The organism is Cytobacillus gottheilii (assembly GCF_018582665.1).
Classification (GTDB): domain Bacteria; phylum Bacillota; class Bacilli; order Bacillales; family Cytobacillaceae; genus Cytobacillus; species Cytobacillus gottheilii.
Genome location: NZ_CP071709.1, coordinates 1,014,673 through 1,027,500 on the forward strand (window position 1 = coordinate 1,014,673; position 12,828 = coordinate 1,027,500).

The window sequence follows — 12,828 nt, forward strand, 5'->3', positions numbered from 1 at the left end:
TGGTATTGAAGGGGTGTTGTGTTATTTTTAGGGGAATTTATATGTGGTGTGATAACTTTTAAACATGAGATGGAGGCACGGTGTGATATTGTAATCACAACCACTACATAAGTAATAGAGGAAAAAAAGAAACGTTCGCACAAGCAAACGTTTCTTCTCTTTTTATATTTCTCAATCACTCAGTAGAAACTGATGGATCTGCCTGTTCTTTCACAGGGATCACTTGAAGGAAGTGATCATCAAGGTTTTCGAGGAGCTGTGATAATTCAGCAGCTTCTTCGAATTGTTCCTGTGTTTTTAGCATCGCGATGTATTGGCCAAGCAGTTCTTGGATATCTTCTTTGCCTTTTTCAGAAAGGGATGTAATCGTTACTTTTGCTCCTTTGGCGATACGGCGCTGAATGGCTTCTTTTGTCAGGCCTTTTTCTGGCTGATGGCGTAAATAAACGACACCGCCTGTCATGCCTGCGCAAATCCATGGGCCAGGATCGCCAAGGACGAGTCCGCGGCCATTAGTCATATACTCAAAAGCAAATCCTTTAATATTCGCGTTTGTGCCAATATTGCCGAATTCGTTTTCAGGAATAGACTTCGTAAGCTGTCCGCCAATGATCATATCTGCGCCAGAGAGACGAATCCCTGCACGCGCATCCGCATTTCCTTGAGCAACAAGCAGGCCTTCCTGTGCTCCATATCCAAATCCTTTTCCGACAGAGCCATTATAGTAGCGGCCGTTTTTGCCTTTGGATTTGAAAATAAGGATCTGTCCGCCAAATGATGTTTTTCCGATCCCATCTTGTGCACCGCCGGCAACTTCGATATTGATGCCAAAGCTATTATATGCGCCAAGTCCGTTGCCCGGAATGGAGCCGTTTTTATATTTAAGATCAACAGGCGGAAGGGCTTTATAAGATCCATCCAGTCTGCCTCTGACACGGTGGCAGGAAACTCTGCTTCCGAGCACTCGCTGTTCAGAGGTAATGCTGTTAAATTCGCGTGAGCTATGCAATTCTTCGACCGTTGCATCTAAATACTCGGCTCCAACTGCCACTTGAAGCTGTGCTTCGGATAAAGCCGAAGCTGTTTCGTGCTTATCAAGCTGGCGGATTTCCAATGTTTTTAACAGGAAAGTTAAGTCGAGCTGGTCGCTGCCTTTTGCTTGTTCTAAAAGATCGGAACGGCCAACAGCGTCTTGAACGTTTTGGATGCCCATTTCAGCAGCCAGTGTTTGAAGCTCCTTGCCAAAGGCAGAGAATAAATTCATAATGCCCTGTACAGCTAAATCAAATTGGCGCGGCACAAAACGTCTTAAGCCGTGTTCCTTTGCTTGCGCTTCTGAATCGATTTGTGTAGCAATTCCCACATGGCATGTATCTAAATGACAGCCGCGGCAAGTTGTACAGCCAATCGCAAGCATTGATAATGTACCAAAGCCAACCCGGTTTGCACCAAGAAGCATTACTTTTAACACATCAGAAACGCTTTTAATACCGCCGTCTGCCCAAATTTCCACCCCATCACGCAATCCAGCTTCCAAAAGGGCATTATGTGCCGCTTTGACGCCAATTTCAACCGGCAGTCCAACATGCTGAAGCGCATGTATTCTTGCAGCACCAGTTCCGCCATCAAAGCCGCTAAGTGTGATGAAATCAGCGCCAGCTTTGGCAATTCCGACGGCGATTGTACCGATATTCGGAACGACAGGGACCTTAACCGCAACCTTGGCTTTATCATTTGCTGTTTTCAGCTCATGAATCATTTGCGCAAGGTCTTCGATGGAATAGATGTCATGGTTATTAGATGGCGAAATTAAATCCGAGCCAATGGTTGCGTTACGTGCTTCCGCAATTTTGGCGGTAACCTTTGAACCAGGCAGATGTCCGCCTTCTCCAGGCTTCGCACCTTGCCCAATTTTAATTTCAAGCAGGTTCGTCGAGTTTAAGAGCTCAGCGTTAACTCCAAATCGTCCAGAGGCAATCTGCTGTCCGCGTGTGCGCGGATATTTGCCGAGCATATCTTTAATTTCTCCGCCCTCACCATTAAAGCTGATCATATTCAGACGGTCGGCTCCTTCTGCATATGCACGGAACGCTACTTCGTTTTGCGAGCCAAAGGACATGGAAGAGATCATAAATGGCAAGTCATGATCGCCAACCGCGATATTTACCTCTTCAGGCGATAGTGCTTCGCTTGCTTTTTTAAAGTTTGTTAAGTGGCGAATCGTTGTTGGATTTTCTTCTTCCTGCTCGGTAATTTTTTCTTTATAAGCGCTATAGTCACCAGTTGAAGCAACTTCGCCAATGGCTTTCCAGATACGAGGGAAGAGGCTGAACGTTTTGCCGATTCGTTCTTTTTCATTGTTGTAATCAGCTGCACGGGCAATCCCATCTTCACGCATAGAAGCGAAATTGTATTTCAGCTCCTCAGAGCCAAAGAAGTTTACAATATTAAGCTCATCCGCAACTTCTTTGCTTAAGCCGATTGATGAAAATAAGCGGCCATATCCTCTTAATTCATGAATCCCAATGGTAGAAATGACTTTTTCAAGACCTTTCGTTAATGCTGCAAAAAGATTGGTTAAAGGAGCAGTCTGATCCTCATCAGCAACGGTTATAAACATATAATATGGACTTAATAAATCTGCTCCAAGTCCAAATGCTGTAATGATGTCATGCAGGGAGCGGATGGAAGCAGAGCGTAATAATAATGAACAATCCCGTCTTAGCGCTGCTTTTACAAGCGCCTGGTCAATGGCAGACACCGCTAAATGCGGATCAATCCAATAGGCACCTTCCTGATGAACATTCGAATCATCAAGGATTAGCAATGTCTTTCCGCTTTTTACTGCTTCAATCGCTTCACTCTTGAGACGCTCAATTGCGTCGTTTAATGTTTCGTTTTCGTGGAAATGAATATGAATATAGGAAACAAGCTTTTCTTCCTGGAAAAAGTTTGTCACTTGGTCAAAGCTAGGCTGGTTCAATTCGCTGACACAACGATATCCTGACATTCCTTCTATTAAAATAGGAGAAAGCAGTTCGATCGCTGTACCCGGTGATTCTGTTTCAAATAGAGATGGGCGTTTTCCAATAACCGTTCTTGTGGAAAAATGCTCCGTTTCTCTGTCGCGGTCAATCGCTGGGTTTGTAACAACCGCCACGCTTTCCTTAATAAAATCTGCAATGTTCTTACGCTGCGGATTAAGTGCTGCAAGTGGAGAATCATGTCCAAGCGAGCGAATCGGTTCGGCACCATTTTTCGACATTTGCTCCACAAGCTGAACATGATCTCGTTCCCAGCCAAAGGCTTTGTACTGGCCATTATGAATTTTATCTGGGTAGTTCATCGTTACAACTTTATCAAACTTCGGCGGTGTCAGACGTAATTTATATTGATCAACTAGCATTCTAGCGGAAAAGCGCTCATACACTTCCTGCTGGTACTCATTCTGTTCATACAGAACAATGTCATTGCCGTCCCATTTGAGGCCAACTTTTTCACCAGGTGATAAAGGTTTTGGATCATTTACATATTCACTGGACGGAATAATGCCCGGTTCTGATGAAAATAGGTAAGAACTTTGGGTTTCAAGCATCCAGAGAGGGCGCAATCCTAGAGCATCAACACTGAATACCGCTTCGTCGCCAAATCGGGAGATGATGCCTGCAGGACCCTGTGCAAAATGTCCCCATGCTTCGCGGATATAAGCATACAGGTTCTGCAGATGTTCAGGATATGCTTTAATTTCATTTACAATCGGCGGGAAGAGAATATCTACCGCCTCAAACAAAGAATAACCATCACGGCTGATCAATGTGTCAATCGTCCGGTTTAAATCCTGCGAATCACTGCCGTCTTTTACAAGCGGCACACCTACCATTTTTGCTTCATCACGCAGCTTTGCAATCGTGTTAATTTCACCGTTATGGCCAAGTACACTAAATGGCTGCACACGAAAAAAGTTTGAAAGTGTATTCGTAGAATAGCGATTGTGGCCGAGTGTCATGGTTGACGCCACAAGCGGGTTAGCAAGATCATGATAATATTTAGGCAGAATATCTCCAGCGCCCATTACTTTATAGACCGCATGATGCTGACTTAATGAAGCAACATGGACATGTTCGTTCTCTTCAAAATCAATGGTAAGAGCAAAAAGTGTTTTAGAAAGTTCACTTTCCTCTAAATCTGCTGTACAAGCAAATTGCCAGAAAACAGGGTTTTCCTGAATTGCGATTGGTCCTAGTGCAGATGCTTCTGTCACTTGTTCAGATTGAAACACAACATTTAAACCATTATTTTCTAACTTTTCAATCAATTTTTCTTTGAATTGTGCTGTATCTTGTCCTCTAGACATGAAAATATGGCCGACAACAAAATTACTTTGATCTGCAGCACTCTCGTCTGCACCAGCTGCTGCTAATTTTTCCTTCCATAATACACGGGGGATATCGATATGAATACCTACGCCATCACCTTCGCCGTTAATAAAGCCGGCTCTGTGATTCATCGTTACGAGGGCATTTATACAACTGAAGATATTTTCTCTTGTAGGGGTTTTTTGCTTCTCAACACTTGCGACAATTCCACATGCATCGTGTTCCTGTCGATGAAACTGATTGAATTGTGAAGGAGTCCATTGCTCTGTCATCATTTCGGCTATATAGGCTGGGCCTTTAAGCCGTTCACCTCCTGTATAGAAAAATTAATCTGAAACTTCATCGTGTTCATTATGATAGTAGGCTGAAATGTTTGAGGGACGAGATCAGCAGTTATACATAATGAAGTACCGCGTTACCACGTGAAAGTAGCAAAGGGTGTTTTACACAAGAATATTGATTTAATAGTATCATATGAATTTTCAGAAATCAATTAAATATACAGAAAGTTGGATAGAGGGTAGTGGGGTAATTTTATAATCTGTGAATAAAAAGCAATATATGTAAACGTTTTCATCGTTGGTTCAGTGTAAACGAAGGCTAGAACAGCCTTCGTTTAATGAATAAAAAATGTATAATTATTGAGCTGCTAATGCTTCAAATGCATTGTTGACTGCGTGTAATGTTGCTTCAATATCTTCCTCTGTATGAGCAATTGTTAAGAACCATGCTTCATATTTGGAAGGAGCGAGGTTGATGCCTTGGTGCAGCATGAGCTTGAAAAACTTAGCAAACATTTCACCATCTGTGTTTTCTGCTTGCTCGTAGTTTTCTACCTTCACGTCTGTAAAGTAGAGTGTTAATGCACCCTTTAAGCGATTGATTGTGATCGGAATGTTATGCTCTTTCGCTGCTTTTAGGATGCCTTCTTCAAGCATTGCACCTAATCGATCTAAATACTCGTAAACTCCGTCTTGTTTTAATACTTCTAAACAAGCAATTCCTGAAAGGATGGATGCCGGGTTTCCGGCCATTGTGCCTGCCTGATAAGCAGGGCCAAGCGGAGCGACTTTTTCCATGATTTCTTTCTTGCCGCCATATGCTCCAATCGGCAATCCGCCTCCGATGATTTTACCCATTGCCGTTAAATCAGGACGTACACCAAGCATGTCCTGTGCACCGCCATATGAAAAGCGGAAGGCAGTAATTACTTCATCATAAATAACAAGCGCGTTAGCATCATGTGTTAACTCATTCACCTGTTCTAAAAATCCGGGGTGGGGTTCTACAATTCCGAAGTTTCCTACAATTGGCTCAACAAGGACAGCAGCCACTTGATCTCCCCATTTTTCTAATGCTTCTTTAAAAGGTTCGATATCATTAAATGGAACAGTGATCACTTCTTGAGCAATGCTTTTTGGAACACCTGCAGAGTCAGGCGTACCTAAAGTAGATGGACCAGATCCTGCAGCAACAAGCACTAAATCGGAGTGCCCATGATAACAGCCGGCGAACTTGATGATTTTATCTTTACCTGTATAAGCTCTGGCAACACGGATCGTTGTCATAACCGCTTCTGTACCGGAGTTCACAAAACGAACCTTCTCCATCCATGGCATTGCTTCTTTTATCATCTTGGCAAACTTTACTTCATGCTGTGTTGGAGTGCCGTATAAAACGCCTCTTTCAGCAGCTCTTGTGATCGCTTCTGTAATATGAGGATGTGCATGTCCAGTAATGATCGGACCGTAAGCAGCAAGATAATCGATATACTGATTTCCGTCTACATCCCAAAAATATGCACCGCTCGCTCTTTCCATCGCAATCGGAGCACCGCCGCCAACTGCCTTATAAGAACGAGATGGGCTATTTACACCGCCTACAATATGTTCTAGCGCCTCGCTATGTAATCGTTCTGAATTTGTGAATTGCATGGGTATTCCTCCTTGAATCTCTTCTATACACTTTTTAAATACAGGTGTCTCACCTTAAGCTTGTCGTCCCTGGGCGAGCGCCTTCCGCTTTTCTAGTTGTCTAGCTCCAGGCGCTAGGGACTCGAGGTCTTAAGTCAATCCGTCTAGAAGGTTAAAGAACAACCTCCCAGCCGTCTCGCCTTAAGCTTGTCGTCCCTGGGCGAGCGCCTTCTGCTTTTCTAGTTTACCACGTTTTCTCTATAGAGTATGTGCCGGGAACATGACAAGCACTCATAGAAGATATTTTTTGCGCATATGAATGAGTAGACAGGCTTGAAATGAGGTATGGTGATGGTACTTTATATTTCTTTAGCATTAATTCTGCTTTGCATGATCATGAGTCTGCAGAGCTTATTTACTTCAAAAAGGATCAAAGGGAAATGGGTTTCGATTGAGAACATGATTTATTTAGTGTTTTTGTATGGAACGATCATGATCGGGTTTGGGCTCATCTATATTATTCTTGATTTAAATGGACATATTGTTTTAATAGAAGAAACTAGCTATCTGGAGGTCAGTTTTTTGGATCGGCTGGAGACTGGTTTTTATTTTAGTGCGATGACGCTGTTTTCTGTGGGATATGGAGATATTGCGCCAATCGGCATCGGCCGGATGATTGCTGTCATTGAGGCGCTCATTGGTTATGTGATCCCAACTGCATTTGTAGCGCGAGTTGTTTTTGATATCGATCAGCAGACATGATGCTTATTTGTTGTTTTTCTGTTCTTTTTTCATTAACGTAAAAGTGGAGAAGCTTTTGGACAGTTTATTATTTTTTTGAAGAGGGAAACTACTTTTATATATGAATAAAGGAGAGGTCATAATGACAGCAATTACAGGAGAATTCGCTCCGGATTTTTCACTGCCGGCAAGTACAGGGGAGACATTTACTTTATCAGAGCACAGAGGTAAGAATATTGTATTATATTTTTATCCAAAAGATATGACGCCTGGCTGTACGACACAGGCTTGCGATTTTCGAGATCGTCACAGTCAGTTTGCGGAAGAGGATACCATCGTGATTGGCATCAGCCCGGATCCTTTGAACAGACATGATAAGTTTGTTGAAAAGCATGAGCTGCCATTTCCGCTGCTTGCTGACGAGCAGCATACAGCAGCTGAACTATATGATGTCTGGAAGCTGAAAAAGAATTTTGGAAAAGAATATATGGGAGTGGAGCGTTCTACTTTCGTTATTGATAAAGAGGGACGGATTGCAAAGGAGTGGCGCAAAGTAAAAGTTAAAGACCATGTAGAGGAAGTCCACAGCTTTGTAAAAGAAGAATTGAAATAAAGAGGAACCCAATTGAGTCGGATTTCCAGCCTATTTTACAAATTCAAGGCTTTTGTCCAATTCAAAAAGCGGCAATCTGAATATCATTTTATTAGGGCATACCTCCTCAGATAGTCATAATGCGGACCTTTAAAAGGTCCGTTTTTTTATGTCTCGAACAGAACAAAAGGATGATGGGGATTTTAAGTAATGTTCACCTTTAAAAACGTATATACTATTTAAAGAATCATGATTGTTGGACAGGCATATAGAGGAAGAATAATTGTCATTGTTGACAAAGTCACTGTAAAATGAGTACACTATTTATAAACATTATAAAGTAATAATCTATGTTAGAAAGAGGTGCATGACGTGACGCACGATCAACTTAAAGAAGCGCTGGATACTTTAAAAGATACAGGAGTCCGCATTACTCCTCAGCGTCATGCGATACTTGAATATTTAATAAACTCCATGTCACACCCTACAGCAGATGATATTTATAAAGCTCTAGAAGGAAAGTTTCCGAATATGAGTGTGGCTACAGTTTACAATAATTTGAGAGTATTTCGTGAGGTTGGATTAGTAAAAGAACTAACTTACGGGGATTCTTCAAGCCGTTTTGATTTTATTACAACACAGCATTATCACGTAATCTGTGAGCAATGCGGCAAAATTGTTGATTTTCATTACCCGGGTCTTGATGAAGTGGAGCATCTTGCTTCCCATGTAACGGGTTTTAAAGTTAGCCATCACCGTATGGAAATCTACGGAACCTGTCCAGAGTGTCTTGCAAAAGAAGCGCATTAATCTAATTCATTGACTAGGCTGCCTAATTTAAGGTGGCTTTTTTATTTTTGTCTTTCATAGCAAAATAGGAACGAAATAGCCAAACAAAAAACTCGGCATTAGTTTGCCGAGTTTTGCTGTGATTTACGATTGTATTTTTCATCAAACTCTTTGCCTTCTAATGTTTTGTCTAATGTTAAAGGCTCTTTGCAGTACATGCACATATCGACGCGGCCAAGTACCTTTGTATATTTACCGCAGCTTGGACACACAACTTGTACAGCTTTCGTGGATAATAACCCGATCCAGAAATAAACACCTGTACTAGCAACAATGAATATAGTTCCAAGCAACATAAAAAAGGTCATGAGAACAGGAGATTCTCTAAAGAAGATTCCGATATACATAACAATAAAACCGACAAAGATCAAACTCAGTGCAAAGGTACGAATTTTATTGATTTTACTTGAATATTTAGCCATGCAACACCCTCCTAAAAGTTAACTATAGCATATAAGCCTGCCTGCTATAAATATCAATTCCTGTTCCTGTCGAAAATTGTCCTTGTTTTATGAAGGAATTCAACTTCATTTTGGCGAAAGTATTACGTAAATGACCCTCTCTAACTGGCTAAATTCAATTGTTAGCAGGGAAAAGAGATCGTAACTGTTCGTTATGGTCTGGTATAATGACTATTATTGTTTGAAAAAAGGATTGAAGTTTCACTTTAATTAATGGAGGAATTGTAATGGAAGATATTCTCCGCCCGATCTATCAGGAGCGGGCAAGCCAGGCAAACACAAAGGGTGTTTTGCTTGTTGAGAAGAGGCAGAAAGCACTGCCGACAACCGATACCTTTGATGCGGTTCTGCTGATTATTGTAACGGAAGCGGATGAACCGGTTTTTATTAAACATTATACATATATGGAAAAGAAGGCTGCATTATATATCATTACGGAGCAGCAGCTAAATGAATGGCTGCTGATTGGCACTAATAAAAAGGTGTTTGATTGGATTTATAATGGGAAGATTCTGTTTGATCGTAATGAATATATGCAAACTGCGAAGAAAGAACTGCAGGAATTCCCTTTTCACGGACGTAAGTTGAAAATGGGTCTTGAATTTGCCAAGCTTATTAAGCGGTATATGGACGGAAAAGCATTTTTTGAGAACAAACAATATTTTGATGCATATAATCATATTGTTCATTCATTGCATCATTTGGCCAGACTTGCTGTGATTGACCATGGTTTTCATCCGGAGAACACGGTTTGGAATCAGGTCAAACAAATCGAGCCGGAGATTATGAAGTTATATGAAGAGCTAGTAAATAGCCACGAACCTTTAGAAAAACGGCTTGAGCTATTGTTTCTAGCAAGTGAGTTTCTGATTCATTCAAGAACCAAGGATGGAATCAGCCATCTTATTGATATATTAAGTGAAAGAGAGCATTGGACTGTGCAGGAGATCTTAAATCATGAAGAACTCGGCTTATATGCAGTGGATTTAACGATGCTTCTAGAGTATCTGATTGATAAACATTATGTTGAGGTTGTGAATGTGGAGACCAAAGGAAAAGGGATACTCCATCGCTATTATAAAGTCGGGAAAAAATTATCGTAAAAAAGTTTTAAAAAGTATTGACCTTTAATAAAATACTTGGTATATTTATATCCGTCGCTGAGAAACGAACAAAAAACGTTTTTGCAGCTGACGGATGTTTTTTAAAAAAGTGTTGACATGAAAAACTCAACATGTTATATTAAGAAAGTCGCCTCGGAGCGACACTTAAGAAAAATTGCTCTTTGAAAACTGAACGAACAATAAAACGTCAACGTTTAAAAAGATTCTTCGGAATCAACAATGTACTTTAAGTACACAAGAGCTAATCAACTCTTTCTTGGAGAGTTTGATCCTGGCTCAGGACGAACGCTGGCGGCGTGCCTAATACATGCAAGTCGAGCGGACAGATGGGAGCTTGCTCCCTGAAGTCAGCGGCGGACGGGTGAGTAACACGTGGGCAACCTGCCTGTAAGACTGGGATAACTTCGGGAAACCGGAGCTAATACCGGATAATGCTTTTGGACTCATGTCCTTAAGCTGAAAGATGGTTTACGCTATCACTTACAGATGGGCCCGCGGCGCATTAGCTAGTTGGTGAGGTAACGGCTCACCAAGGCAACGATGCGTAGCCGACCTGAGAGGGTGATCGGCCACACTGGGACTGAGACACGGCCCAGACTCCTACGGGAGGCAGCAGTAGGGAATCTTCCGCAATGGACGAAAGTCTGACGGAGCAACGCCGCGTGAGTGATGAAGGTTTTCGGATCGTAAAACTCTGTTGTTAGGGAAGAACAAGTACCGGAGTAACTGCCGGTACCTTGACGGTACCTAACCAGAAAGCCACGGCTAACTACGTGCCAGCAGCCGCGGTAATACGTAGGTGGCAAGCGTTGTCCGGAATTATTGGGCGTAAAGCGCGCGCAGGCGGTCCTTTAAGTCTGATGTGAAAGCCCACGGCTCAACCGTGGAGGGTCATTGGAAACTGGGGGACTTGAGTGCAGAAGAGGAGAGTGGAATTCCACGTGTAGCGGTGAAATGCGTAGAGATGTGGAGGAACACCAGTGGCGAAGGCGACTCTCTGGTCTGTAACTGACGCTGAGGCGCGAAAGCGTGGGGAGCGAACAGGATTAGATACCCTGGTAGTCCACGCCGTAAACGATGAGTGCTAAGTGTTAGAGGGTTTCCGCCCTTTAGTGCTGCAGCAAACGCATTAAGCACTCCGCCTGGGGAGTACGGCCGCAAGGCTGAAACTCAAAGGAATTGACGGGGGCCCGCACAAGCGGTGGAGCATGTGGTTTAATTCGAAGCAACGCGAAGAACCTTACCAGGTCTTGACATCCTCTGACACTCCTAGAGATAGGACGTTCCCCTTCGGGGGACAGAGTGACAGGTGGTGCATGGTTGTCGTCAGCTCGTGTCGTGAGATGTTGGGTTAAGTCCCGCAACGAGCGCAACCCTTGATCTTAGTTGCCAGCATTCAGTTGGGCACTCTAAGGTGACTGCCGGTGACAAACCGGAGGAAGGTGGGGATGACGTCAAATCATCATGCCCCTTATGACCTGGGCTACACACGTGCTACAATGGATGGTACAAAGGGCTGCAAGACCGCGAGGTTTAGCCAATCCCATAAAACCATTCTCAGTTCGGATTGCAGGCTGCAACTCGCCTGCATGAAGCCGGAATCGCTAGTAATCGCGGATCAGCATGCCGCGGTGAATACGTTCCCGGGCCTTGTACACACCGCCCGTCACACCACGAGAGTTTGTAACACCCGAAGTCGGTGGGGTAACCTTTTGGAGCCAGCCGCCTAAGGTGGGACAGATGATTGGGGTGAAGTCGTAACAAGGTAGCCGTATCGGAAGGTGCGGCTGGATCACCTCCTTTCTAAGGATGAAATGAAGTTTATCTTCATTAAAAGACGTCTTTATTTGTTCGTTCAGTTTTGAGAGAGCAATCTCTCACTGCTAGAATTCAATTGCTTTGTGATTGAATCAGTAGTCTTGTTCCTTGAAAACTAGATAATGCAATATAGAAGAAGATTACCAAGTAATCGCCATCTTAGTTTTTTCTCTCTTATTTATTTTAAGTAAGAGCAATAACCATAAACACTGGTTAAGTTAGAAAGGGCGCACGGTGAATGCCTTGGCACTAGGAGCCGATGAAGGACGGTACTAACACCGATATGCTTCGGGGAGCTGTAAGTAAGCTTTGATCCGGAGATTTCCGAATGGGGGAACCCATCATCCGTAATGGGATGATATCTTTACCTGAATACATAGGGTATTGAAGGCAGACCCGGGGAACTGAAACATCTAAGTACCCGGAGGAAGAGAAAGCAAACGCGATTCCCTGAGTAGCGGCGAGCGAAACGGGATTAGCCCAAACCAAGAGGCTTGCCTCTTGGGGTTGTAGGACACTCTACACGGAGTTACAAAGGAGCGAGGTAAGTGAACAGGTCTGGAAAGGCCGGCCAGAGAAGGTAAAAGCCCTGTAGTTGAAACTTCGTTCCCTCCAGAGTGGATCCTGAGTACGGCGGGACACGAGAAATCCCGTCGGAAGCAGGGAGGACCATCTCCCAAGGCTAAATACTCCCTAGTGACCGATAGTGAACCAGTACCGTGAGGGAAAGGTGAAAAGCACCCCGGAAGGGGAGTGAAATAGTTCCTGAAACCGTGTGCCTACAAGTAGTCAGAGCCCATTTACGGGTGATGGCGTGCCTTTTGTAGAATGAACCGGCGAGTTACGATTACATGCGAGGTTAAGTTGATAAGACGGAGCCGCAGCGAAAGCGAGTCTGAATAGGGCGAATGAGTATGTGGTCGTAGACCCGAAACCAGGTGATCTACCCATGTC

At 43.3% G+C, this 12,828-nt stretch carries 7 protein-coding genes and 2 rRNA genes (1 of these 9 only partly in view); 6 read left to right on the plus strand and 3 right to left on the minus strand.

The features are described from left to right. Positions 1 to 175: 175 nt before the first annotated feature. Together J1899_RS04905 and J1899_RS04910 are read right to left on the minus strand one after the other, a co-directional pair. A complete protein-coding gene (locus tag J1899_RS04905; RefSeq protein WP_214477908.1) occupies positions 176 to 4,648 on the minus strand; it encodes a glutamate synthase-related protein in 4,473 nt (1,490 codons plus the stop codon). A gap of 366 nt (positions 4,649 to 5,014) precedes the next feature. Further along, complete coding sequence (locus J1899_RS04910) at positions 5,015 to 6,310, minus strand: glutamate-1-semialdehyde 2,1-aminomutase (protein ID WP_281420637.1); 1,296 nt, start codon at positions 6,308 to 6,310, stop codon at positions 5,015 to 5,017. A 330-nt stretch (positions 6,311 to 6,640) separates the two neighbouring features. Between J1899_RS04910 and J1899_RS04915 the strand changes: the two genes are divergently transcribed. The 3 genes from J1899_RS04915 (at position 6,641) to perR (ending at position 8,432) form a co-directional block, all read left to right on the plus strand. Next, positions 6,641 to 7,051, plus strand: a complete 411-nt coding sequence (locus tag J1899_RS04915) for an ion channel (RefSeq protein WP_066449180.1) — start codon at positions 6,641 to 6,643, stop codon at positions 7,049 to 7,051. A 121-nt stretch (positions 7,052 to 7,172) separates the two neighbouring features. Further along, a complete protein-coding gene (bcp, locus tag J1899_RS04920) occupies positions 7,173 to 7,643 on the plus strand; it encodes a thioredoxin-dependent thiol peroxidase (RefSeq protein ID WP_066449177.1) in 471 nt (156 codons plus the stop codon). A gap of 351 nt (positions 7,644 to 7,994) precedes the next feature. Beyond that, positions 7,995 to 8,432 carry a peroxide-responsive transcriptional repressor PerR gene (gene perR / locus J1899_RS04925; protein ID WP_214477909.1) on the plus strand — a complete coding sequence of 146 codons (438 nt, stop codon included), beginning with the start codon at positions 7,995 to 7,997 and terminating at the stop codon, positions 8,430 to 8,432. Positions 8,433 to 8,530: 98 nt separating this feature from the next. Here perR and J1899_RS04930 read toward each other — a convergent pair whose 3' ends face one another. Then, positions 8,531 to 8,893 (minus strand): YgzB family protein, encoded by a 363-nt coding sequence (locus tag J1899_RS04930; RefSeq protein ID WP_066449155.1) that lies wholly within the window; start codon positions 8,891 to 8,893, stop codon positions 8,531 to 8,533. Between the two features lie 266 nt (positions 8,894 to 9,159). Between J1899_RS04930 and J1899_RS04935 the strand changes: the two genes are divergently transcribed. From J1899_RS04935 to J1899_RS04945, 3 genes are all read left to right on the plus strand, one after another. Beyond that, positions 9,160 to 10,035: a nucleotidyltransferase-like protein gene (locus J1899_RS04935; protein ID WP_066449152.1), complete on the plus strand. Its 876-nt coding sequence runs from the start codon at positions 9,160 to 9,162 to the stop codon at positions 10,033 to 10,035. A 274-nt stretch (positions 10,036 to 10,309) separates the two neighbouring features. Beyond that, positions 10,310 to 11,859 (plus strand): 16S ribosomal RNA (locus J1899_RS04940). A gap of 226 nt (positions 11,860 to 12,085) precedes the next feature. Continuing rightward, a 23S ribosomal RNA gene (locus J1899_RS04945) occupies positions 12,086 to 12,828 on the plus strand; it runs 2,191 nt beyond the window's last position. The 16S and 23S rRNA genes sit together here, the layout of an rRNA operon.